Source organism: Rhodococcus sp. IEGM 1366 (genome assembly GCF_033142425.1).
GTDB lineage: Bacteria > Actinomycetota > Actinomycetes > Mycobacteriales > Mycobacteriaceae > Rhodococcus_F > Rhodococcus_F globerula.
This window is the reverse complement of the sequence record NZ_JAWLRZ010000009.1, coordinates 42,766-65,755: the sequence shown is the minus strand read 5'-3', so window position 1 is coordinate 65,755 and position 22,990 is coordinate 42,766. Positions and strand designations below refer to the sequence as shown.

The window sequence follows — 22,990 nt, the reverse complement described above, 5'->3', positions numbered from 1 at the left end:
CACCCTAGGAAAGAAGGTCTACATGCGTCGTAGTTCATTCGCTCGTGCCGCGACCACGTTCACTGCTCTGGCGGCGGCGACTGTGCTTATTGCAGGCTGCGCCGGGGGCGGATCGGGTTCGGAGACCGATACGTCGGACGTGACGACCGGACTGGTCGGCGATCAGGGGGACGGAGGTGAACCGACGTCTGGTGGAACGCTGTCCTTTGCGACGTACAACGGCGTCAGCAGCCTCGATCCAGCCGACCGGCAGGATGGCGGTGCGACCGGCGGCAACGAAATGGCCGCGATCTACGACCTCCTCGTGCGGTACGACCCCGAAACGAAGGCGTTCGAACCGCAACTCGCACAATCGCTCGAAGCCAACGGGGACAACAGCGTCTGGACGTTGACGCTTCGCGACGGAGCGAAATTCAGTGACGGGACACCGGTGGACGGCGCCGCGGTGTTGTGGAGTATCAACCACTATCTGGAGAAGAAGGGGACTCACACCCAGGTGTGGAAGGCAACCGTTGCCGACGTACAGTCGCCCGATCCGGCTACCGTCGTCTTCACGTTGAAGCAGCCGTGGAACGAGTTCCCGATCATGTTCACCACCGGTCCCGGGATGATCGTGGCACCGTCGTCGATGACAACAGGAGCATTCGCGCCGATCGGAGCGGGCCCCTTCGTCGTCGAGAAGTTCGCCTCTCAGGATGAATTGGTGCTCGCGGCCAACCCCGCGTACTGGAACGGTAAGCCGAATCTCGACACATTGCGCTTCCCGGCGATCGTCAGTGAGCAGGCCAAACTCGACGCCCTGCACACCGGTGGTGTCCAGGCCGCATACCTACGAGGCGCAGAGGTTGTTCATAACGCTCTGAGCGCGGGAGACGTGGGATACGTCTACACCGTGAATATGGGCGGTGTCGGCAACATCAATCAGCGTGAGGGGCGAGCGGCGTCCGACGTCCGGGTTCGTAAGGCGATCGTGGCGGCATTCAACCCCGATACGTTCAACGAGCGGGTCGAAGCCGGCTACGGAATGCCCGGCAGCGATATGTTCCAGTCGTGGTCGCGGTGGCACGGATCCGTCGCCGGAAACGGGTACGACCCCGAGGCTGCAAAGAAGTTCCTGGGCGAAGCAAAGGCGGACGGATACGACGGCAAGCTCACCTATGTGGGCTTGAACGACCCGGCCACCCAGCGCAGTGCGCTGGCGTTCCAGGCAATGCTGCAGGCCGTCGGATTCACGGTCGAGATCGTGTACACGACCAGCATCAACGACCTCGTGAAAACCATGTACGCCCAACATGATTACGACATCGGGTATGCAGGCTTCAACGTGCTCGACGAATCGCCGTTCGTCCGGATGTACGGCAACCTGTACAGCGAATCGTCGTCGAATGTGATCGGGTACAAGAACGCGACCATGGATTCCCTTCTGATCGAGATGCAATCGGCGCCGACCGACGAAGATCGCACGAAAGTGATCGAGAAAATCCAGACCCTTGTCAACGAGACGGCTCCCATGCTGGTCGTCAACACGGGTAAGTACTTCATTCCGTGGAGCAAGAACGTCTACGGAATCACGCCGAGCGCCGACGGCATCATGTTGTTCGGAAACGCTTGGATCACACCTGATTCGACGTCGTAGGAAAGCGAGATGCGGGGCCGCTCAGTGGTGAATCCACTCGGCGGCCCCGTCGTTCTTGTTCAGCGTGATCGAAAACCTTTCCGAACCCCACCACGTTCGGTAGACATCGATGGTGGACACTTCGCTCTGGTACCGATCATTCGCGGAAGTGGAAGCGCGAGGAAATTCGGCGATCTACGAGGAGTGGGGTTTCGGGGTCTCACAGGACCCAGCGGTCCTCGCCCTCATCGATCGACTTCCAGAACCCCGACGGCAACCGAACCTGGTCTTCGGCGCCAGCCGTCATCTCGGTGCCCCGATAGCTCCGTACGAGTCGTTTCGTCGGTGGGTGAGTGCGCACTGGTTCGAGGTCGAACAACTCGCACGCACCCGGACTATCCAGACCAACGAAACGGGTCGCGACGCCGTGCTGCTTCCCGTCCTCGGACTGTTGAAGGGTCCGTTCGCCCTGATAGAGGTCGGCGCGTCCGCTGGCCTGTGTCTGTATCCGGACCGGTACAGCTACCTCTACGACGGCAACCGGTATCTGCATCCGGTAGACGGTCCGTCCACGGTGCTGCTCGAATGTGCGACGACCGGAAATCCGCCGATTCCGCAAAAGGCCCCAGAAGTGGTGTACCGGGCGGGTATCGACCTCAATCCACTCGATGTGACCAACGCCGACGACATGAGTTGGTTGGAGAGTCTCGTGTGGCCCGAGCAGGAGCATCGCAGACAGCGATTGCGAGACGCTGCCGCCCTCGCTCGAGAGGATCCGCCACATCTGATTCGCGGTGATCTCAATTCCACCATTGCGGACCTCGTCGAGCAGACACCTCGAGGCACAACTGTGGTGGTCTTTCACAGCGCTGTTCTCAGCTACCTCGCCCCGTCGGATCGAGCGGCGTTCGTGGACACGGTGGGTTCGCTTCCATGCCACTGGATTGCCAATGAAGGGGTCGGAGTTCTTCCGGCCATCGACAACCGGTTGACGACGTCAACGCAGACGCGTCGCGGTAAGTTTGTCGTCTCTCTCGAGGGTGTACCTCATGGGTTAGCCGGTGCCCATGGCCAGTTTCTCGACTGGACGAACGAAACTCACACGGCATCACATTGATTGACTCGCGATCCGATACGCGTGGAATGCTTGACCCTCACATTGATGTGAGGGTTGACAATCGGTCCATGGCAGATGACATCGCTTCACAGCAACAAGTTCTCGGCACCAACCAACGTCTTCCGGACAAGATTCCGAGAGTCCCGCTACTGGCCTTGTTCGCGTGCGTCTTCATCACCAGCCTGACTGAGACTCTCCCGGCTGGAGTGCTACCCGCAATCAGTGACAGTCTCGATGTCAGTGAATCCGCTGCCGGGCAGACGATCATGGTCTACGCGCTGGGAACGGCGCTGACGACGGTTCCTTTGGTTGCAGCGACGGCGTCGTGGTCCCGGAAAGTGTTACTGCTGAGCGCGATTCTCGGGTTTGCGGTCGCCAACACCGTCACCGCATTTTCTTCCGACTATGTTCTGACGATGACCGCTCGCTTTGTCGCGGGAGTTGCTGCGGGGATTGCGTGGGCGTTGCTTGCCGGGTACGCCAGAAGTCTTGCCCCGAAACACCTCGAGGGCCGCGCCATCGCGGTGGCTATGGCAGGAATTCCGCTGTCTCTGGCGTTCGGCGTTCCGTTCGGAACATTCTTGGGAAATGCCGCCGGGTGGCGTGCGCCGTTCTATCTCATGTCGGGTCTGGCTGTTGCGCTACTCGTTGTGATCGGGTTGACAGTTCCGGATCGTCCTGGCCGGCCGCGAAACCGGAAACAGCGGAGCATGTTCGGCGCTGCACGAATCCCCGGTGTCGACGCAGTTCTGATCGTGACCTTCACTGTGGTGTTGGGGCACACGATCATGTACGCGTACATTGCCCCGTTCCTCGAGGCGATCGGTATGGGAGGCGATACCGACCTCATTCTATTGACGTTCGGAGTGGCATGCCTGATCAGCATTGTTGTTGTAGGTCAACATATTCACACGAAGCTTCGGACCTTCTCCGTGGTCAGTGCCGTCTTGATTGCAGTTGCCGCAACCGTTCTGGCCGTCACGACCGAGGATTCACTGCTCGTCTATGTCGCTGCCGCAATATGGGGCCTGGGGTGGGGAGGAATTCCGACTCTGCTGCAAACGTCGGCAGCGGTTGCCGCAGGCTCGCACGCAGACGACGCTCAGGCACTTCTTACAACGCTGTGGAATGGTGCTATGGCTGCAGGAGCGGTGTTGGGCGGAGTTCTACTGACCCTCAACGGCGCTCGATCTCTGCCGTGGTGGACGGTGACACTCGCCCTACTCTCCGTGGTGATCATGTTGACCGCTCGCGGTGGCGGGTTCCGATCTCCCGCACACATCCATCAGGAAGATCAGGTTCACATATGAACGCACCACAGTTCCACCGCTTACCCATAATCGGCATCGCTTTGGAACCTGCCGGATGGCATCCAGCGGCGTGGCGACTACAGGGTCACACGCCGACCGAACTGTTCACTGCTCCGTATTGGTTGGCGTTGCTGCGTGACATCGATGCATCCGTAGTAGATTTCGTGACCTTCGAGGAATCGATTGGGCTTCAGTCGTCGGACTTCCGGGCAATGGACGGCAAGGAGGACCAGGTGCGCGGTCGACTGTCGCCGGTCGCGCTGACCGCGCTGGCCGTATTCGGAACACAACAACTTGGCGTGATCGCCGCGAGAAACCTCACCCACAGCGAGCCGTACAGTATCGCCACCGAAATAGCATCGCTCAACGTCCTGAGCGGAGGCAGAGTCGGGCTTCGTGCCCAGATCACTTCGCGAAGCATCGACACACGTCATTTCGTTCGCCCACAGCCCGTTCCGGAACTGAAAGAGTCCGACATTTACTTTCCCGAGAAGATCGGAACCCGACTGGCACCAGTTTTCTCGAAAGCTACCGAGTCGATTGAGATACTCCGAGCACTGTGGTCGACGTGGACGGAAGACGCACTCTCAGACGGGACGGACGGACGATTCGTCGATGTCAACAAGATCTCGGCCCAGCCAATCACGACCGCGACCTACGACATCGCAGGCCCACTCGGCGTCCCGGTCACCACGGATATGCAACCCGTCGTTCTCGCGCTGGCACATCACGCCCACGTGCCCTACAAGTTGGCGACTGCCGCAGCTGACGTGATTCTGGTGACGCCGACTCCGAGCGCGAACGGGGTCACCATCGGCGACGTTCTGAACACTGTGGAAACCGAATGCGCTGCAGTGCAACGAGACTTGATCGCGAGACCGCTGACGATTCTGGTGGACCTTGTCGTCTTCCTCGGTGCGACTCACCATGAGGCAGTGAGCAAGAAGAGGACACTGGACGAGCTGTCAGGTGTTCCGTATTCGTCGGACACCGAAATATTTGTCGGTTCGGTGGGTGAACTCGTCCGTCGGATCGAAGAGCTTGTGGCAGCTGGTGCAGACGGTGTGCGACTACGGCCGGCGGTGAACGGCTCGGATATCCCACTCGTCCTTCAGCAACTCGGCTTAGTGTTCGGATCGAATCGCCTGACCGGCACGCTGCGTGAGCGCCTGCACCTCGGTTCGCTCGAAACATCCTCAACTACATGAAGATAGGCGAGCTTTCCACCGCGACACGGGTATCTCGGCGGCTGTTGCGCTACTACGAGGAACAAAGCCTGATCGCTCCGAGACGATCCGAAAACAGCTACCGGGACTACGACGAACGTATGGTCGATCGGGTTTTCCAGATACGAGGGTTGTTGGAGATGGGATTTCCGACGCGAGTGATTCGGCAGATCCTTCCGTGTCTGGATCAAGAACGCGTCATTCATATGAATGATGTAACACCGGAGATGCTGGCGATGCTCGAGGCTGAAGCGTCCGGGTTGGACGAGAAAATTCGCTTTCTGGTCAAGAATCGGGACGCCATCCGTGAGTACATTACGGAAGTACAGCAGCGGCATACCGTTCCAACCAATACGTGAGTGCGGGTTCACCCGTTCGGGGTGATGTTCGCCCTACTGAATCTCGGGAAACTGTTCACACGCTATTCTGCCGATGAAGGGGACGTCATGACTGCTCCGAACCAAGCTCCCGCGAACCATCCTGTCCGACAGGGCTTTGCGATTGGTACTACGGTAGCGGCGGCTGCCCTGCTGTTTGTCGCAGGTGTCGTTGCTCTCCTGCAAGGTATCGCTGCTCTCGCCGACAACAATATCGTAGTGGTCGGAACCAACTACGCGTTCAAATTCGACGTCACGACGTGGGGTTGGATACATATCATCCTCGGAATCATCGGCATTGCGGTGTCGTTGGGGCTGTTCGTGGGACAGACATGGGCCCGCGGGATGGCCTTTGTCATCGCAGCGCTCTCGATCGTGGCGAATTTCCTGTGGCTGCCGTACTACCCACTGTGGTCGATCGTGATCATCGCGCTCGATATCGTGGTCATCTGGGCAGTTGCGACCTGGCGGCCCGACGCTACAAAAACGATCTGATCAGCTCACCGGTGTACCCCAGATCCGCCTCATCGGCTCGTCGGGCATCTCGAGGGTTGCGGTATCACGCCAACAGCACCAGGGGGCGGGCAATGCTCGAGAGTGAGCTTCGATGACTTCGAGCGGATAGGGCGATGAGCAAGCCGGTCGAGCATGGATTTCTTCGCGGACGCCGTCGGTGGCGAGCGGGGTTGAGCCAGCTTGTTTCGATCTTTGCCGGTGTGAGTTTGGGTCTTTTGATGCCACTCGTCGAATTCGGGCCAACAGTCCCAGCCCGCCAGGTGACCGATATGTTGGTTGCGGTAGGGCTGGGATTGCTGGGTTCCATCGCGGTTATATTCTCGTTGCTGTTTCTTGTTGTACAGTGGGCAGCAACAACTTTCACACCCCGGCTGACGCTGTTCCGCGACGATCCGATCGTGTGGCGAACCTTCGCTTTCGCGGTGGGGCAGGCCGTATTCTCCATCACCGCAGCACTCGCCATCGGCAACCGCGCCCGAGTTTCCGTGGTCGTTCCCATTATCGCGGTACTACTCCTGCTCGCCATGCTGGCATTTCTGCGAGCGCTTCAGATTCACTCTTTTGCCGCTATCCAGCTGGCACCGGTTCTGAAATCGATAGGCAGTCGGGGCCGCGCAGTCCTTGGCGCGTACTACAGCACGAGGGGTTCGGAATCACCGTCACCGCCATTGGCGCTGCCTGCCGATCACACAACCATCGTATGGCCCAACCCGCCAGCCGTGCTGCATGAGATCATCATCGACGATTTGCTCGAGGCAGCGACAGTTGCTCAGGTAGTCGTCGTTCTTCAGGTCATGCAAGGCGATACACTGCTGTACGGTGCGTCCGTTGCCGACGTACATCGTGGGTCACTCTCGGCACCAACATTTCTCGATGCTCTGGTCACTCGCCACGAACGCACATTCGACGGCGACCCGTTGCTCGCGCTCCGGCTCTTGGCAGACATCGCTCTGAGAGCCCTGTCTCCGGCCGTCAACGATCCGGCCACCGCGGTGCAAGCTCTAGACGAAATCGAAGATCTGCTTACCCGCGTGGCGTCTGTCGACACCGCGCCGACATACATCACCGACTCTTCCGGGCACGTCCGAGTAGTGCTGTCTCGCCCCACTCTGGACGACTATGTCCAGATCGGGCTCGATGACGTGATCGCCAGCGCCACTACGTCACCCATGACCGTCGATCGGCTCCGCGCACTGTTGATGCGGCTTACGACCCACTGCCGACCCGAACATGCCGCGATGCTCGAAGCCCGACTCAACCGGATCAACGGTCTTGACGGTCCTCTGTCGCCCTTCGATACCGTCGGAAAATCTCAGTGAGGTCGGTCGAACGGTGGATACGTGAATTCGACGTAGTGCGATGCAGGGGATTGAGGGGTTCGCGATGATCGCAGGTGGTTGGATCTGGTTCCTTCCGTTGCCATGGGAATGGCGAATTGCGCTGTCGAAAGCCATCCCATGCGAACTCGGTGGTACACAGTGCTATTGATGCACTGAAATGTCGATACCTGACTGACTCTTCGCACGAGAGGGCCGTCGGCACCCGACGGAATCCAGCGGCTTCATGATGGCGGTAGCAGTCTTGGGTCTCGCGAAGTGGGTGTCACCGAGCTGCCCCGTAGACTTCCGGCGGATGTCAGTGCCAACAGCCAGGAGTCGTCAGTGAGCATCGAAGTTCCGCCCCACCCTCCGCGGCGAGTGCCGATTCTCGGCGACATCATCGGGCTGGACCCAGTCAAGCCGATGCAGAACACGGCACGGATTCTGGCGTCGCTCGGTCCGATCTACCAGCGTCGAATTCTGACAATGCGATTGAGCTTCATCGGCGGGGTCGACCTGGCCGAGGATGTGAATGACGAAAAGCGCTGGCAAAAGAACCTTGCCCGGCCGCTACGTCAGCTGCGGCCGATTTCGGGTGACGGATTGTTCACAGCCGAAAATGACGAACCGAACTGGTCCAAAGCTCACGCGATCTTGATGCCCGGCTTCACACAAGCGGCGATGCGCAGTTATCACGACACCATGCTCGATGTCGTCAGGGAGATGGTCGGGGCCTGGGACCATGCCGATGCTCCCGTCGACGTGTCCGAGGAGATGAGCAAACTGACCCTCGAGACAATTGGCAGAGCAGGATTCGGCTATCGATTCAATTCCTACGATCGCGAGGATATCGATCCGTTTGTGACGGCGATGCTCGGAGCTCTGGAATACATTCAGCAGAAGGGCCTCCCGATTCCGGGCAGGGCATTATTCGACCGCCGACGCCGTCGCCGCCACACCGCGGACGTCGAATATCTGAACGCGGTGGTCGATCGAGTTGTCGAAGATCGGCAAGTGAACAGTGCCGATCGACCTGACCTCCTGACCTTGATGCTGGAGTCGGTCGACCCGGCCACCGGGGAAAGGCTTGATCCGGTCAACATCCGCTACCAGATCTTGACCTTCCTGGTTGCCGGCCACGAGACCTCGGCCGGCGCTTTGTCTTTTGCCCTGTGGCTGTTGTCCCAGCATCCCGAGGAAGCCGTAAAGGCTCGGGCGGAGGTTGACGCGTTGTGGCCGTCCCGGGAGATTCCGGCGGTCGAGTTCGATCAGGTGGGAAAGTTGCGCGCGGTACGGCGAGTGCTCGACGAAACACTTCGGCTGTGGCCGACGGCTCCGGGATATTTCCGCGAAGCCAAGGAAGACACTCTCCTCGGTGGGAAATACGCCTTCAAGAAGGGCGACTGGGTCATGGTTGTCCTGCAGCGCGTCCACTGCGACAAAGCCGTGTGGGGCGCGGACGCAGACGAATTCCGCCCGGATCGCTTTCTTCCCGAACAAGTCAGGGCGCGGTCCGGTGCCGCATACAAACCATTCGGCACCGGACCACGTGCATGCATCGGACGCCAGTTCGCGTATCACGAAATGCTCATGGCACTCGCAGTGATCCTGCATCGTTACGACTTCACAGCGGACCCGTCCTACGAACTCGAGGTTCAGGAGCAACTCACGATGCGTCCGCGAGGCTTTGCACTGACGGTTACTCGTCGCTAGTTCAGTTCAGGACTTGCCTGCGGTGTAATCGAGGACGATACGGCCGTCGATCTGACCGGCCTCCATGTCGGTGAAAATGCTGTTGATGTCCTCGAGCTTCCGAAGAGAATAAGTGGGTTTGATCAGCCCCCTGGCGAAAAAGTCCACAGCTTCGGTCATGTCCTTACGGGTACCGACAATCGAGCCACGCACAGTCAATCCCAAGAGCACTGTGGTGAAGATGTCGAGGGGGAATTTCTCGGGTGGGAGCCCGACCAGGGAGACGGTGCCGCCGCGGCGCAAACTGCCGACCGCTTGGGGGAAGGCGTGTGCGTTGACGGCTGTGACCAGTGCTCCGTGAACTCCGCCGCCGGTGAGGGCGCTGATGGTTGCGGCAGGATCATCCACTGTGCTTGCGTTGACGGTGTGTTCGGCGCCGTGTTTGGTGGCGAGTTCCAGTTTGGCGTCGTCGACGTCGACGGCAACCACGCGGAGCCCCATCGCGACGGCATACTGCACCGCGATGTGTCCGAGGCCGCCGATTCCGGAGATCAGTACCCATTGCCCTGGTCGTGTGTCGGTGACTTTCAGTCCTTTGTAGACCGTGACACCGGCACACAGGATCGGACCCACCGCGGAGAGATCAACCCCGGCGGGAATGATCGGCGCGTAGCGGGAGTCGACGAGCATGTACTCACCGAATGATCCGTCAACCGAGTAGCCACCGTTCTTCTGGTTGGGGCACAAGGTTTCCCACCCGGTTTCGCAGTACTCACATTCTCCGCACGCACTCCACAGCCAGGCGTTGCCGACAGTGTCTCCGACGCTGATCCGGGTAACCGACTCGCCAACCGAGATGACCGTCCCGACGCCTTCGTGGCCAGGGACAAACGGTGGCGACGGCTTGACCGGCCAATCGCCGTGCGCTGCATGTAAATCGGTGTGGCAGACACCGGAATACTCGACGCGAACCAAAGCTTCGAAGGGGCCTGGTTCCGGGACTTCGATATCGTCGATCGTCAACGGTTCGGTGAACGAATGTACAACCGCAGCTTTCATGGTGCCCATATCTGCACTACTCCTCGCATCAGTCGACTACTTCACGGGACGCAGAGTTATGGCTGGCGTGCGTCCGTCTTCATCATGGTCCCTTTCGCTCTGATGCGCGAAGGTTCGGGGAGAATCCCTGTGCGCAACACTGTGGCATGACTGCGAAACGCGCCTGCTTGGCCCGTTGGCGGTGTACGGCTATGCCTTACAACAGTTTCAAGTATCGCTGGGGGATCAGTTGCCGACAAACGTCGTTCCGTCCCGGTCAGCGGGCTGGGCGCTCTCGCTCCCCGAGCGGGCTCTGCACTATGACAGGCAGCCATTACACATGACGAGGTAGGAGAGCAATGGACATCGCGAAGTACGGGCCGTGGGCAGTAATTGCAGGTGGATCGGAAGGCGTGGGAGCGGAATTCGCCACCCAGTTGGCCGATCAAGGTTTCAACTTGGTGCTGTTGGCGCGCAAGGAAGGGCCACTCGCGGAAGCAGCTGATGCCAGCCGCGCTCGAGGCGTCGAGGTTCGCACGCTGTCGGTTGATCTCCTGGCTTCGGATGCACTTGATCGCATTCGGCAGATAACAGATGACATCGACGTCGGCTTGTTCATCTACAACGCGGGAGCCAACACCTACGGTCACGAATTTGCCACCGGCGATCTCACTCGATTTCAGTCCGTCATAGATTTGAACATCACCAGTCAACTGCTGCTCGTCCACCACTTCGGAGGTCGGCTCCGAGAACGCGGACGTGGTGGAATCTTGCTGGTGGGCTCGCTGAGCGGCTATTTGGGCTCGGCCCAGATCAGCGTTTATTCGGCGGTGAAATCTTTCTGCAGAACTTTCGCCGAAGGGCTGTGGCTCGAGATGCAAGACCATGGCGTGGATGTGCTCGAATTGGTTCTCGGCCTCACTCGAACCCCGGCTATGGCCCGCGCAGGTTTGAACATGGGCACACCGGGCCTTCGCATTTCGGACCCTCGCGATGTTGCCGCCCAAGGGCTTGCGAATATCGCCAACGGTCCCGTCGTAGTGGTGAAAGAGCACGAACAGGCGGCAATCAGAAATAGCGGCCACAATCGGGCCGAGTTGCTTCTGGCATCCCAGGCTGCGGCACGAAAGCTGCTTCCCCCGCCAACGGTCTAACCGCGGTTCATATCCGAAACTTCTTGTGCTCCTTGTGGAAAGGATTGATCAGATGTCATATCGCCCTACAGGCTTGCGTCGAGCGGCCCGAACGTGTGTTGCGCTCGCATCGGCTGGTTCGTTCGTGCTAGCCGGCGCAAGCGCTGCGACCGCGGCGCCGATTGATCTACCGTTCTCAGGATCGTCGGAACTCGGCTCGAGTGCGCCGGCTGCCGTCGTAGCACCCAGACTTGCATCGGTGGACAATTTTCGCGATGTGGCAGGTCGGGAAGCCGGTTACATCGGAACCGGCGGCCTGCATGTGCGCCAGGGAGTGTTCTACCGCGCCAACGCGATAACCCCGAGCGCCGAGGACCTCGCGACACTCGAGTCGCTCCATCTGACCGCGGTGTATGACCTGCGGACCGAGGCCGAGATCGCGGCGAACCCGAACACTCTGCCCAGCGGGGTTCGTTACGAGAAAATTCAGGTCCTTGCGGCTGATCCGAGCGGCGACGTCGCCTCCATTGCCACAAAAGAGCAAGCGCTGGCGTATGTCCAGTCCGGCTACCGGTCGACCGTCAGTGATTCCGTCTCCCGTGCCGGATTCGGTGAGCTGTTGACCCAGCTCGCAGATACCCCCGGTGCGCAGATTTTCCACTGCACCGCAGGCAAGGATCGCACCGGCTGGGCATCGGCGCTGCTACTGAGCATTGCAGGTGTATCTCGAGAGACGATCATGGAGGACTATCTGCTCACCAACGAGTACTCCGCGGCGTCGATCGACGCAAAGGTGGCTCGTATTGCCGCCGCAAAGGGTCAGGAGTACGCCGAGGTTTATCGGTTGCTCCTCGGGGTCGATGCCAGTTATCTGCAGGCGGCATTCGACGAACTGGACAACAACTACGAATCCTTCGACAGCTATCTCGTCGACGGACTCGGCTTGGACGTGGAAACGATCATCAAGCTGAAACTCAAGCTTCTGGTCTGAGTTCGCGTGAGAGGAAATGAAACCGCTGGGCGCGTGACCGATGTGATTGGTCACGCGTCCAGCAGTTTTATGTCGAATGCCGGGACTACTGGTGTAGTCGCAGACCTGCTATCTTGAACGTCGTTCAAGTATCTGAAGGAGTGGGCATGTCAAGTCTCGAGGGCGCCCAGGCGTCGCCGGTCGGCATTCAAGCAAGGGAAATGGCTCAGATCGCGGTGTTCGCGGCGCTGATCGCTGCATTGGGTCTTCCCGGCGCTATCTCGATCGGTATCAGCGGCGTGCCTATCACGCTGCAGACGCTCGGAGTTATTCTCGCCGGTGCGATCCTCGGTGCACGGAAAGGTGTTGCGGCAGTTGCCGTCTTCATGGCACTGACACTGATGGGATTGCCACTGCTGTCAGGCGGACGCACCGGACTCACTGCCCTCGCTGGGCCTAGCGCCGGCTACCTGATCGGCTGGATTCCCGCGGTACTGTGCATCGGCTGGCTCACTGCCAGGATCTTGCCGAAGTATCCGCTTGTGCTGGGTATTTTGATCAACGCGTTTGGCGGAATTGTTGTCGTGTATCTGTTCGGCACGGCAGGGCTCATCCTGCGAACCGACATGGGTATCGGTGCGGCACTGAGTACGAACGTGGCATTTATCCCCGGCGATGCGTTGAAGGTGGTTGTCGCGAGTGTTGTCGCCAAGGGGGTACACCGAGCATATCCAGGACTGATTCGTCGGTGATCGGAGCACTCGGGGGACACGGCGACCAGCGGGCGCTCGATCTCGGCGGCACAGTTCTCACCTATGCAGAACTGGACGCCGCCATCGAGCGATCGCCGCAGGCTGCCGTGTGTGACGCGTCGGCGCTGCCGGTGCTGGAAGCGCTGATCTGCATCTTTGCTGCCGCGCGGCGTGGAACCGCGGTGATCGTGGAGGATCCGGCGACGCGACCCGAGCGCGGCAAAATCGATCCGTCGTCGTTCCTGCTTGTTGCCACGTCGGGTTCCAGTGGCCGGCCACGTCCGCTGGCCAGGACAGCGGCGTCGTGGTTCGACAGCTTCCCCGAGTTCACTACCGTCACCGGCATCGAGGCACGCGATCGAGTGCTGATCACCGGGCCGCTCCACGCAACGATGCACCTGTTCGGCGCTGTTCATGCACTGTGGCGAGGCGCGTGTGTCACCGACGACCCGGCGGAGGCGACGGTTGTGCATGCGGTTCCCGCCGTGTTGCGCCGCGTTGTGCTCGAGGCGCCGCGTTTGCGGACCGCCGTTGTTGCCGGGACCATGTTGGACGACGGTGCCCGGTCTGCAGCGTCGAGGATTGAGATAGTCGAATACTACGGCGCTGCAGAGCTTTCCATTGTCGCTGCTCGGCGAGTGCCTGAAGCGATGCGTCTACTCGACAGCGTCGACGCCGAGATTCGCGACGGACTCTTGTTTGTCCGTTCGCCGTATCGAGTGCTGGGTGCGGCAGAGTGGTTTGGTGTGGGGGACAGAGCGATCCTCGGCTCGAACGGGGAGTTGACGATTCTCGGCCGCGGGGAGTTTGCGATCAACGTCGGCGGAACCACGGTCATGGCCGAGGACGTCGAGCGAACCCTGGAGTCAATGGACGGCGTCAGAGGCGCCGCCGTAATCGGTTCGCCGCATTCGGTTCTCGGAGAGACGATCACGGCTGTGATCGAGCACGACGACGCCGTCACTCTCCAGGCAATTCGTGCGCAGGCGCGGGCGTTGTTGGCACGAGAAGCCATGCCGAGTCGCTGGATCACCGTCGACGAACTGCCACGTACCGGTAGTGGCAAAGTCGCTCGAGGACGCGTGAAAGAGTTGCACTCATGAATTCCGCTCCTGTTCTGGTGGCCGCACGGCGAAGCCCGATCGGTAATGCAGGCCATGGATTTGCAGACCTCACAGCGACGGATCTCGCCGCCCCGGTACTCGGCGAAGTAGATGCTGTGCTGCGTCGATCCGGTATCGAGGCCGACGTGGACGACGTTATTCTCGGAAACTGCATGGGCCCCGGCGGCAATCCTGCTCGTATCGCAGCGCTTGCGGCCGGGCTGGGATTCTCGATCCCGGGCGTCACCGTTGACCGTCAATGCGGTTCGGGCCTCGATGCGGTCATGCAGGCCGCGCTGCGCGTACGCAGTGGAAACGACACGCTGATCCTGGCGGGTGGCGTCGAATCCGCCAGTACTGCTCCGTGGCGATACTGGCCGCCCACTTCGGGCGGTGAACTGACGCGATACACCCGGGCGCCGTTTGCTCCGCAGGGCTTTGCCGATCCCGATATGGGTTGTGCGGCAGATGATCTCGCGCGATTGCGTGGCATCAGCCGTGAGCGCCAGGATGCGTATGCAACGCGTTCGCACACGCTCGCGGCAGCGTCGGATTTCTCGTCCGAAATTGTGCCGATCGGCGCCGTCGCCGCTGACCAGCGGATTCGTCGCGGCATGACCGAAGTACGGTTGGCGAGGCTTCGTCCAAGTTTTGGGGTCGACGGCACCGCAACGGCCGGGAACTCGTGTGGCATCTCGGACGGCAGCGCAGTGCTCGCTGTGACGACGGCGTCACTCGCGCAGGGAATGCCGGCGCTCCGAATTCTCGGCACAGCTGTTGCCGGGTCCGATCCGGCATTGCCGGGACTCGGGCCGGTTCCCGCCATTCGCTCGCTGTTCGCAAAAACCGGAATCGGTGCGCCCGACCTGGGTATTGTCGAAATCACCGAGGCGTTTGCCTCCGTAGTCCTGGCAGTATCGGACGAACTCGGACTCGACGAATCCATCATCTGCCCGCAAGGCGGGGCAATTGCGATGGGCCATCCGTGGGGTGCTTCGGGAGCTGTTCTGTTGGTGCGCTTGGCAAGTCAGATGCTCGCCGACGGCGGCCCGGAACTGGGGCTTGCAGCATGCGCAATCGGCGGCGGTCAGGGCATTGCGATGCTGGTCGAGCGTGTTTCGTGAGGCTGCAACGATGAGCGAACTTCTGGCGGAACGAATTGCTCGACGAGTTCGCAGCAATCCGTCGACGGTCGCAGTTGTCTCGTCGCGCGACGAGATCAGCTACGCCGATTTCTGGGCGCGGGTGTGCCGGGTCGCCGCGGGACTGGCGTCGATGAACCGAGTTGCGGTACTGCCGACCTCGGACGTCGAATCGTTGGTGGTTGTCGCGGCTGCGATGCGGACGGGTACCAGTGTGGTCCTGCTTCATCGCCATCTGCTCGGGCCGCAGTTGGCGCGGGTGCTCGAGCTGTCCGTTCCCGGAGCCGTTGTCGCGGAATCGAAGCAGCACAGGCGGTTGCGCAGGCTGGGGTTCTCGGGTGAACTTGTCACCGCGGTTGATCTCGAAAGTGACGGGGCGTCGAATCAGGCTTCGGCCGAGTCCGAACTGTTGATCGGTGTCACGTCGGGCACTACCGGCGAGCCGAAGCTCTTCGTCCGAAATCAGTTGTCCTGGGCACGAACTCTTGATCGATCGGATGCCGTGTTCGACGTCGGTGTCGGAGATCGAGTGTCTGTACCGGGCGTCCTCGACCACACCCACTTTCTGTACGGGGCGCTCCATGCGCTCACCCGCGGTGCCACTGTCGATCTCCGTGGCGCGGAAACAGCGGTGAAAACGGTTGCAACCCATCTGTATTCGGTTCCCACAATCGCCTGGGACCTCGTGCGATCAGGCATCGGCCCGGTCGACTGTGTCCGTGAAGTGATCTCGTCGGCCGCTCGGTGGCCGCGTGCCGGGCGTCATGCGCTGCAGGCGATATTGCCGAATGCTTCGTTGGTGCACTTCTACGGCGCATCGGAATTGAGTTTCGTGTCCTTCGATCGAGGGCTCGGTGACCTCGACGAGTTTTCGGCCGGCGAGCTGTTCGACGGCGTCGACGCCGAGATTCGCGACGGACTTGTGCATGTGAAGAGCGACATGCTGTTCGACGGCTATCTCACCGAAACCGGGGTGGTAAACGGCCCGGTCGACGGGTGGATGACCGTCGGTGACAGAGGGCACGTGGAGGCCAGGCGTCTGCAATTGCTCGGTCGTGAGAGCGAGATGCTGATCCGTGCGGGCCTCAAAGTGGAACCAGCGGCCGTCGAAGCGGCATTGACCTCACTGCCTGGGATTGCCGAGGTCGCGTGCATCGGTGTTCCTGACGCACGCATGGGGGAGGCCCCGGCGGTCGCGATTGTTGTCAGCGATCAAGGTTTGCACACCGACACGATCTGGCGGCATTTGAGAACAACCCTTCCCAGTCCGAGTATGCCGGTGCGAATTCTCCGAGTCGATCAGTTGCCGCGCACTCCGCGGGGAAAGCTCGATCGCTCCGCTCTTGCGATTACTCTCACGGAGTCAGAACGGTAGATCACACCGGGCTTCGGCGGTTTCGCGTGGCTGTGGATTGGGATGTGGCAGACAATTTAGTCGTGCACATGAAGACTGGACGCTTGTAGATCACGTGGCGTTCGACATTTGTAGGAAAAGTTGTCGATCTTTGTCTCTAGTGTCGCCGGTGTGGGCATCCGTAGCGTCAGGGAGGTCGGACAGTCGGCACGTGCACGCTTTCAGATCTCCTTCCATCACACGAGAAAAGAGCCAAGGATGCCGTACATCACCACCTCTGACGGAACCGAGATCTACTACACGGAGCAGGGCGCCGGCCAACCCGTACTACTGAGCCACGGGTGGCCACTGAGTTCCGACGCGTGGCAAGTCGAGCTCAAGTTGTTCGCGGACGCCGGGTACCGGGTCATTGCGCATGATCGTCGTGGCCACGGCCGCTCGTCGAAGACCTACACCGGCAACGACATGGACACGTACGCTCGCGACCTCGCCGAGCTCGTTGAAACCTTGGACCTGAAAGAGCTTGTAGTCGTGGGTCATTCGACGGGTGGCGGTGAAGTGGTACGGTACGCGGCGCAGCATGGAAAAGGCCGTGTGACAAAGGTGATCACCGCCGGCGCGGTCCCACCGATCATGGTCAAATCGGACGAGAATCCCGAAGGCACGCCCATCGAGGCGTTCGACGGAATCCGCGCTGGTGTGCTGAAAGACCGGTCGCAGTTCTACAAGGATCTGAGCGAGTCGTTCTACGGCGCAAATCGTGACGGCGCTGAGGTCTCGCAGGGTGCAAAGGATGACTTCTGGCGACAGGGAATGTTGGTGAACCTTGCGGCAGCATACGACTGCGTCAAGGCATTCTCGGAGACGGATCAGACGGCGGACCTCCAGGCGATCGACGTACCGATGTTGATCGCGCACGGCGACGACGATCAGATCGTTCCCATCGCCGCTGCTGCCGAACAGTCTGTCAAGCTCGTCAAGAACGGCACCCTCAAGGTGTATCCGGGAGCCCCGCACGGCATCTACGGCGCATATCAGGATGCCCTCGACCAGGACATTCTCGCGTTCATCAAGGGCTAGCGTCGTGCATTGGTGGCCCCGCACGGTCAGACCCGAGCGGGACCACCTTTGCACTAGCCGTCCGAGTCCCCGGCGGGTAGCGCCGTACCACGTCAGTTCGGTGGGTGCGGTGCCTGCTTTCTCAACGATTGAGCAGGGCCTTGGCGGTGCGGACTTCGGGGATGCCGATCTTTGTGGCTGTGACGAGGAATGTCGGTGCTCCGAGGACGAGTACGGCGACCAGTGATGCTGCTGCGGCCGTGCGAGGGTTGTCGATCAGTTGGTGTGAGGCCCAGACTGTGATGACGCAGACCCCGCCGGCGGCTATCGACGCCCATAGCACCTTCGAGAATGTTGCACGCACTGTGTGGAAGCCGAGCAGGCCGTAGCGGTGACGCAACACGAAGTGCCCGCTGATGGCACCGACGACGTAGGACAGTGAACTTGCGACCGGCAGCATCACCACGATCACCTGGTTTGGTAGACATGCGAGAGCGAGTGCAACGACGGAGACCTTTGTGACCACCATTGCGGCGTTGATCAAGGCTGGCGTGCGCATGTCATTGCCGGCGTAGAAGACCCGCAGTTGCAGCATGACCAACGCGAACGGCGGAAGCCCGAATGCCGACAGTGCCAGCGCCACACCGATAGTGCGAGCGGAATCGACGTCGACGCGTCCGACGAACATTACCGTGGTCAGTATCGGCCCGAGAAGGGTCATCGCGACTGCGGCGGGGACGAGCGCAACTACCGAGTACCGGGCAGCGCGGCCCATGTCGGTGACCAGAGCGTCACGGTCCCCGAGCGCCACCGCGCGGGAGATGCGCGGCATGAGCACGGTCAGCAGGGACACCCCGAGGATGCCGTACGGCACCTGGAACAGCAGGTCGGCGTACGTATAGGTCGAGACTCCGCCCTGGCTGAATGCAACTCTGAGCACGAACGTGACCCCTGCCTGACTGATCGCGACATACAGCAGCACCCAGCCGAGCAGCCTTGCCCCGACGCGGACCGGGCGCCATGTGTACGGCACCGGGCGTACCCGCCAACTCCACCGGAATCCGGTACGACGCAACGCGGTCACCGTCCACACAGCCTGTCCCACGATGCCGATCGTTGTCCCGATACCTAAGACGAGAACCTGTGCGGTGGTCATCGTCGACGGCAGCAACGTCACAGGTCCCGGTATCGCAGCGAACACCACGACCATCGCGAGCACGATCACGTTGTTGACCACCGGCGCCCAGGCCGCCGGCGCATAGCTTTCGCGGATATTCAGCACGGCTGTCGCGGTCGCTGCGATCGCGTAGAAGAAGATCTCGGGCAACAGCAAGTACGCCAGCGCGGTTGTCAGCTGTGTCTGTTCCGTATCCGACACCAAGGCGGCGACGAGGAACGGGGCGCACGCCACCGCTACGGCGGTGATGACAGCGGCGCCGAGAATCGTCGCCAGCAGCAGGCGTTGGGTGAAAACCCGCGAATAGGTTCTCCCGCGGAGTCGTGCCCTTGCCAGAACAGGGATCAGGACGCTGCTCATCACGCCGCCGAGGAGCAGTTCGTACACCATGTTCGGCATGCTGTTCGCGCCGTTGTAGGCGTCACCGACCACAGCAGTGCCTAGCACCGCGGCCAATGCAAGGGTGCGGATAAAGCCGGTCGCGCGACTTGCTGCGGTCGCCACCGCGACCGCACCGGTTGTACGCGCGAATCCGTTTTGAGAAACCGCCATTCGACCATCGTGCCCTAACGTCGCTCATCGAGGAGGCTGTGCAAGCGCGGCACTGTCGACGAGCCGTAGGTAGGGTGTGCCGGTGATCATCGCCGTCGAAGGGCCTAGTGCCGCAGGTAAGACCACGTGGTGCCGAGCCAGTCGCAGGCGGTTCGTCGCTGAATACAGCCCGACGGGTCAGGAACCGGACGGATCCGACGCTATGGAACAGGCGGCATACTGGGCGCGGGTGAATGCACACCGTTGGATGCAAGCGTTAGCGCTCGAGGATGCGAGTAGTGACGCGATATGCGACAGCGATCCGCTGAAACTGCACTACAGCTGGTATCTGGCCGCTGTGGGGGTGGAACCGATTACCCGATTCGAGCACGAGTTCGCCGCAGTTCGGCAGATGTTTGCACAGCGTCGACTCGGATTCGCAAATTGGCCGGGTCATTCACGGTTTCCCCACTGAGGGTGACATCGCCACGCCGGCACAACCGCGCCCGAATCGTTACGACCTGAACTTGCTCGACAGATTGCTCGACGAACTTCCCACAGTGGCGCACTAACGTTGTCCGCCTGAGTACTCGTCAAGAAGTGCCGTTGTACGAGAAGCAAGTTCGGTGGTCGACCCTGTCCACCCCAGGATCCGGATCGAGGCATCAGCGATCACCTCCGGCGAAGGTGAGGCACTGGAACCTTCCGCTTCAGCGTCCGACCTTGTGTTGATCACGGTCTCGACGAGACGGAACGGTAGTTGCGCGATCTGGAGATCGACTTCGCGGTCAGGATTGATCTGGACCAGCGAGTCACGGGCGAATGCGGTGTACAGATCCATGAGTGTGCCGCGTTGAGCTCGGAACGGTTCGAATCGTTCGGTCCGTAGCTCCGGTAGCAGGTAGAGGGCACCAAGGTTCCATCGCGAGTTTGCGAGTTGCTGCGCGTCGAACCAGGTCAGGGCGTACATACGCACTGCGGCGGATTCCGGGCTCTCGCGCATGTCTTCCGCAAAAGCCAAGGGGGAGGTGACTGTCCCGACAAGCAGCGCGGTCAGCAGGTCGTCCTTGTTTGCGAAGTGGTGGTAAAGCGACGCCTGCCGGATGCCCACCGCATCGGCGATCATTCGGGTCGACGTACTGGTGAAGCCTCCGGTAGTGAACAACTCGGCCGCGGCATCGAGAATCTCATCGCGTGCCGTTGCTCCGGGACGCTTGCGTGTCGACAGCCGTGGGCGGCCGGCTCCGGTTGTGGTCATCACACCATCCTTCCATCACTGCGGTCTACGAGTGCGCGCCGCAACACGGGAATCATGGGTCGCGGCGACGGTGCGCCGGTGCGGCGAAAGGGAGACGAATCACGAGAGGCGGCAACCCATTCCGCCGCATCGATACCCGACAGGTCGAGGAGGAACCCGGTCGAGCTTACGAGTTGGTGCAGGAGCAGGGTGCCGGTACGGCCGTTTCCTTCTCGAAACGGGTGCGCGTGGTTGTAGGTGACATAAACAGTGGCCAGCGCGTAGGCCAGGCGTCCGCGGTCCGCGCGGTGCCAGTCTGTCCCGGCAACCGCGATCTCGACTTCACGCAGATAACGGCCGATCGTCCCGACCGGCGCGAAACCGTCACCGTTCTTGGTGATGTCGACGATGCGTTGCTGCCCCGCCCATCCGAACACGTCACCGAACACACGCCCGTGCAACCCGAAGATGTACTCGGCGTCCACCTGGCGCGGAGTCGGCGCTTGTTGCAGATGCGCTTGGAGCAGGCGGGCTGCGGTCGCGGCGTACTCGACGTCCCGAAGCTGGGTCCGGTCTCTGAATCCGAAGTTGTTGCGCAGCACAGAAGTCCCGGTGACCAGGTACGGACGAGGTAGCGCCAGTCGTAACCTCCGACGCGGGACCGCGCGCGTCGACGCGGCACTACGGTGGCGTTCGATGAAGTCCTCGTACGGGAAGGTGCCGACGGCCAGCGCGTCCAGATCGGTGAGGTCGTCGCCAGTAGGCTGCCATCCCTCGAGTCGCTCAGCAGCCACAGTCTGACGAACCGCGTGCTGCTGAGCGGCAGTCAATTCCGTCATGCCGGCGGCCCCGTGTATGCGAGTTTCCTTTGTATCCCTGCGATCTCGCGGACGGCGCTCGCGAGCAGACTCCGGTAGAGGGGCGTCAGCGAGTCCAGTGCCAGGACGTCGGTCGGGGTCTCGCCTCGCTCGATCTGCTCGCACTGATGCCGTAGCCGGATCTGAGCCAGCACGTCGAACGACTCGGCGAGCATCGTCGCGTCGTCGTCGGGCAGGATGCCCGAGTTCGCTGCCGTTCGCAGTCGCACGGTGGTTGACGGGTCCGCGCAGCCTGCGGCAAGCCCAGCCCACCGCGCGATGTTCACGATCGGCATCACGCCTTGTGCTTTGATGTCGACGGAATCGGTGCGGCGGGTGAGACGCTCGCGCAGTGAATGCATCCGCGCCTTACCTTCGACTGCTTCCTTGAGCAGCAGTCGTAGTGCATCGGGTTCGAGTCGCTCGGATACGACGGGGGACAGAGCAAGTTGGTGGTCGCCGAGCGCGACGCGACTGTCGGCGAGCAGTGACACCATGACGATGCCCTGATCGGCGTAAGGATCGGCGAGCCAGCCGTCGAGCCCACGCAGCCAGTCGGATTCGGAACGCGCGAACCGCGGGCTCGACGCTACCGCCCCGTTGGCGTCCGAGGGGAGTCCGCAGCGCTCCAGTAATCCGTGCACCCGCTTTCCGTACGCTGTTTCGCGGGCCTGCTGTTCGGGACTGTTGTCGCCGGTCCAGATCAGGGCACTGTCCACGTCGGAGCTTGGCATGGCCTCGCGGCGGGCGATGCTGCCGAGTGAGAGCCAGGTTGAACCGGGATGGCCTTCGGCGAGCAAGCTCGCGGCTCGGGTGACGGCGGCGTCCATGAGTACCGACGCGATGGCGCTGACGTCGAGCGCCGCTACGCGCGCTCGCCAGAGTCCCACTGCAAGCTCCGGTATCCGTGCTGTCGCAGCTACGAGTTCGTCGGCGTCGGCGGACTGAGAAATTGTGCTGCGCACCAGAAAGCCGCTCCGAGTTGCGGTGGCGAACAGATCCGCGTCCTCGACCACACCAAGAACGTCGCCGCGAGCGGACAGTACCGGCAGGTGCCGCACGCCGCGTTCGAGCATATCGAGCAGCACGTCCGCGCCGAGCCGGTCAGCGTTGGCCGTGTGTACGGGAGTGGTCATCACCTCGGAAACGGGGGTGGTAGTGCCGAGTCCGGCCGCGACGATCCGCCGTCGGAGGTCTCCGTCGGTGAAGATGCCCAGCGCATTCCCGCGGATGGGGATAAGTACGTACCGTCGGCCGGCTGCAGTCATGGCGCGGGCAGCGTCTGCGGCGGTTGTCTCAGGCGCGCAGGTCAACGCAGGACCACGCAACAACTCGCCTACCGGGAGCATCGATGGATCGCGGACGACATTCATGGCCCTTATCTAATGCTGTACCGCCCCGTCGGGTGTCACCGACTACCCGCGTGAGGGTTCGGAAACGTTCCGGTAACCGATGTCATCGACTC

General features: G+C 61.3%; 21 protein-coding genes. 16 read left to right on the top strand and 5 right to left on the bottom strand.

Translation table 11 applies throughout. The annotated features are described in order from the left end of the window. Window positions 1–22: 22 nt before the first annotated feature. From R4P64_RS26415 to R4P64_RS26380, 8 genes are all read left to right on the top strand, one after another. Complete coding sequence (locus tag R4P64_RS26415; protein WP_317823289.1) at window positions 23–1,636, top strand: ABC transporter substrate-binding protein; 1,614 nt, start codon at window positions 23–25, stop codon at window positions 1,634–1,636. A gap of 112 nt (window positions 1,637–1,748) precedes the next feature. Beyond that, window positions 1,749–2,732, top strand: coding sequence for a DUF2332 domain-containing protein (locus R4P64_RS26410; protein WP_317823288.1), 984 nt, complete (start codon window positions 1,749–1,751; stop codon window positions 2,730–2,732). Between the two features lie 68 nt (window positions 2,733–2,800). After that, entirely contained in the window at window positions 2,801–4,042 is a 1,242-nt protein-coding gene (locus tag R4P64_RS26405; protein ID WP_233365945.1) for an MFS transporter, read from the top strand. Further along, window positions 4,039–5,250, top strand: a complete 1,212-nt coding sequence (locus R4P64_RS26400) for an LLM class flavin-dependent oxidoreductase (protein WP_233365946.1) — start codon at window positions 4,039–4,041, stop codon at window positions 5,248–5,250. The genes R4P64_RS26405 and R4P64_RS26400 overlap by 4 nt, the downstream gene beginning before the upstream one ends. After that, on the top strand, window positions 5,247–5,627 hold the full coding sequence (locus R4P64_RS26395; RefSeq protein WP_095886150.1) for a MerR family transcriptional regulator: 381 nt from the start codon (window positions 5,247–5,249) through the stop codon (window positions 5,625–5,627). The genes R4P64_RS26400 and R4P64_RS26395 overlap by 4 nt, the downstream gene beginning before the upstream one ends. Window positions 5,628–5,714: 87 nt before the next feature. Continuing rightward, complete coding sequence (locus R4P64_RS26390) at window positions 5,715–6,140, top strand: hypothetical protein (RefSeq protein WP_317823286.1); 426 nt, start codon at window positions 5,715–5,717, stop codon at window positions 6,138–6,140. 134 nt (window positions 6,141–6,274) lie between these two features. Continuing rightward, complete coding sequence (locus tag R4P64_RS26385) at window positions 6,275–7,480, top strand: DUF2254 family protein (RefSeq protein ID WP_095886151.1); 1,206 nt, start codon at window positions 6,275–6,277, stop codon at window positions 7,478–7,480. Window positions 7,481–7,822: 342 nt separating this feature from the next. Next, window positions 7,823–9,193: a cytochrome P450 gene (locus R4P64_RS26380; protein WP_172935398.1), complete on the top strand. Its 1,371-nt coding sequence runs from the start codon at window positions 7,823–7,825 to the stop codon at window positions 9,191–9,193. 6 nt (window positions 9,194–9,199) lie between these two features. Here R4P64_RS26380 and adhP read toward each other — a convergent pair whose 3' ends face one another. Further along, window positions 9,200–10,240: an alcohol dehydrogenase AdhP gene (adhP, locus tag R4P64_RS26375; RefSeq protein WP_172935399.1), complete on the bottom strand. Its 1,041-nt coding sequence runs from the start codon at window positions 10,238–10,240 to the stop codon at window positions 9,200–9,202. Between the two features lie 329 nt (window positions 10,241–10,569). Here adhP and R4P64_RS26370 point away from each other — a divergent pair, with 329 nt between their 5' ends. The 7 genes from R4P64_RS26370 to R4P64_RS26340 all read left to right on the top strand — a co-directional run bounded on the left by R4P64_RS26370 (window position 10,570) and on the right by R4P64_RS26340 (window position 17,744). Further along, a complete protein-coding gene (locus R4P64_RS26370; protein WP_233365949.1) occupies window positions 10,570–11,364 on the top strand; it encodes an SDR family NAD(P)-dependent oxidoreductase in 795 nt (264 codons plus the stop codon). Window positions 11,365–11,416: 52 nt separating this feature from the next. Next, window positions 11,417–12,334: a tyrosine-protein phosphatase gene (locus R4P64_RS26365; protein ID WP_233365950.1), complete on the top strand. Its 918-nt coding sequence runs from the start codon at window positions 11,417–11,419 to the stop codon at window positions 12,332–12,334. 146 nt (window positions 12,335–12,480) lie between these two features. After that, entirely contained in the window at window positions 12,481–13,065 is a 585-nt protein-coding gene (locus R4P64_RS26360) for a biotin transporter BioY (protein ID WP_172935402.1), read from the top strand. Beyond that, window positions 13,062–14,168, top strand: a complete 1,107-nt coding sequence (locus R4P64_RS26355; RefSeq protein WP_317823284.1) for an AMP-binding enzyme — start codon at window positions 13,062–13,064, stop codon at window positions 14,166–14,168. Before R4P64_RS26360 ends, R4P64_RS26355 begins: the two co-directional genes overlap by 4 nt. After that, on the top strand, window positions 14,165–15,292 hold the full coding sequence (locus R4P64_RS26350; protein WP_317823283.1) for a thiolase family protein: 1,128 nt from the start codon (window positions 14,165–14,167) through the stop codon (window positions 15,290–15,292). Before R4P64_RS26355 ends, R4P64_RS26350 begins: the two co-directional genes overlap by 4 nt. 10 nt (window positions 15,293–15,302) lie before the next feature. Continuing rightward, window positions 15,303–16,685, top strand: coding sequence for an AMP-binding protein (locus R4P64_RS26345; protein WP_317823282.1), 1,383 nt, complete (start codon window positions 15,303–15,305; stop codon window positions 16,683–16,685). 237 nt (window positions 16,686–16,922) lie between these two features. Then, window positions 16,923–17,744 (top strand): alpha/beta hydrolase, encoded by an 822-nt coding sequence (locus R4P64_RS26340; protein WP_317823281.1) that lies wholly within the window; start codon window positions 16,923–16,925, stop codon window positions 17,742–17,744. 121 nt (window positions 17,745–17,865) lie between these two features. Here the strand turns inward: R4P64_RS26340 and murJ are convergent, their stop codons facing one another. Further along, on the bottom strand, window positions 17,866–19,452 hold the full coding sequence (gene murJ, locus R4P64_RS26335; RefSeq protein ID WP_317823280.1) for a murein biosynthesis integral membrane protein MurJ: 1,587 nt from the start codon (window positions 19,450–19,452) through the stop codon (window positions 17,866–17,868). 82 nt (window positions 19,453–19,534) lie between these two features. Here murJ and R4P64_RS26330 point away from each other — a divergent pair, with 82 nt between their 5' ends. Further along, window positions 19,535–19,906 (top strand): hypothetical protein, encoded by a 372-nt coding sequence (locus tag R4P64_RS26330; RefSeq protein ID WP_317823279.1) that lies wholly within the window; start codon window positions 19,535–19,537, stop codon window positions 19,904–19,906. Between the two features lie 93 nt (window positions 19,907–19,999). On the opposite strand, the gene R4P64_RS26325 is transcribed toward R4P64_RS26330, so the two are convergent. Genes R4P64_RS26325 through R4P64_RS26315 form a run of 3 tightly spaced genes read right to left on the bottom strand, consistent with a single transcriptional unit; the run spans window position 20,000 to window position 22,898 of the window. Continuing rightward, window positions 20,000–20,689 (bottom strand): TetR/AcrR family transcriptional regulator, encoded by a 690-nt coding sequence (locus tag R4P64_RS26325; RefSeq protein WP_317823278.1) that lies wholly within the window; start codon window positions 20,687–20,689, stop codon window positions 20,000–20,002. Continuing rightward, window positions 20,689–21,507, bottom strand: a complete 819-nt coding sequence (locus R4P64_RS26320) for a Fic family protein (protein WP_317823277.1) — start codon at window positions 21,505–21,507, stop codon at window positions 20,689–20,691. The genes R4P64_RS26325 and R4P64_RS26320 overlap by 1 nt, the downstream gene beginning before the upstream one ends. Further along, a complete protein-coding gene (locus R4P64_RS26315) occupies window positions 21,504–22,898 on the bottom strand; it encodes a putative nucleotidyltransferase substrate binding domain-containing protein (protein WP_317823276.1) in 1,395 nt (464 codons plus the stop codon). The genes R4P64_RS26320 and R4P64_RS26315 overlap by 4 nt, the downstream gene beginning before the upstream one ends. Between the last annotated feature and the right edge of the window lie 92 nt (window positions 22,899–22,990).

Bases quoted from the DNA above. Each gene is read 5' to 3' on its own strand.
- adhP (WP_172935399.1), bottom strand. From the start codon at position 10,240: ATGGGCACCATGAAAGCTGCGGTTGTACATTCGTTCACCGAACCGTTG.
- R4P64_RS26365 (WP_233365950.1), top strand. From the start codon at position 11,417: ATGTCATATCGCCCTACAGGCTTGCGTCGAGCGGCCCGAACGTGTGTT.
- R4P64_RS26350 (WP_317823283.1), top strand. From the start codon at position 14,165: ATGAATTCCGCTCCTGTTCTGGTGGCCGCACGGCGAAGCCCGATCGGT.
- R4P64_RS26325 (WP_317823278.1), bottom strand. From the start codon at position 20,689: ATGACCACAACCGGAGCCGGCCGCCCACGGCTGTCGACACGCAAGCGT.
- R4P64_RS26315 (WP_317823276.1), bottom strand. From the start codon at position 22,898: ATGAATGTCGTCCGCGATCCATCGATGCTCCCGGTAGGCGAGTTGTTG.
- R4P64_RS26345 (WP_317823282.1), top strand. From the start codon at position 15,303: ATGAGCGAACTTCTGGCGGAACGAATTGCTCGACGAGTTCGCAGCAAT.
- R4P64_RS26340 (WP_317823281.1), top strand. From the start codon at position 16,923: ATGCCGTACATCACCACCTCTGACGGAACCGAGATCTACTACACGGAG.
- R4P64_RS26400 (WP_233365946.1), top strand. From the start codon at position 4,039: ATGAACGCACCACAGTTCCACCGCTTACCCATAATCGGCATCGCTTTG.
- R4P64_RS26415 (WP_317823289.1), top strand. From the start codon at position 23: ATGCGTCGTAGTTCATTCGCTCGTGCCGCGACCACGTTCACTGCTCTG.
- murJ (WP_317823280.1), bottom strand. From the start codon at position 19,452: ATGGCGGTTTCTCAAAACGGATTCGCGCGTACAACCGGTGCGGTCGCG.
- R4P64_RS26395 (WP_095886150.1), top strand. From the start codon at position 5,247: ATGAAGATAGGCGAGCTTTCCACCGCGACACGGGTATCTCGGCGGCTG.
- R4P64_RS26385 (WP_095886151.1), top strand. From the start codon at position 6,275: ATGAGCAAGCCGGTCGAGCATGGATTTCTTCGCGGACGCCGTCGGTGG.
- R4P64_RS26360 (WP_172935402.1), top strand. From the start codon at position 12,481: ATGTCAAGTCTCGAGGGCGCCCAGGCGTCGCCGGTCGGCATTCAAGCA.
- R4P64_RS26370 (WP_233365949.1), top strand. From the start codon at position 10,570: ATGGACATCGCGAAGTACGGGCCGTGGGCAGTAATTGCAGGTGGATCG.
- R4P64_RS26390 (WP_317823286.1), top strand. From the start codon at position 5,715: ATGACTGCTCCGAACCAAGCTCCCGCGAACCATCCTGTCCGACAGGGC.
- R4P64_RS26320 (WP_317823277.1), bottom strand. From the start codon at position 21,507: ATGACGGAATTGACTGCCGCTCAGCAGCACGCGGTTCGTCAGACTGTG.
- R4P64_RS26405 (WP_233365945.1), top strand. From the start codon at position 2,801: ATGGCAGATGACATCGCTTCACAGCAACAAGTTCTCGGCACCAACCAA.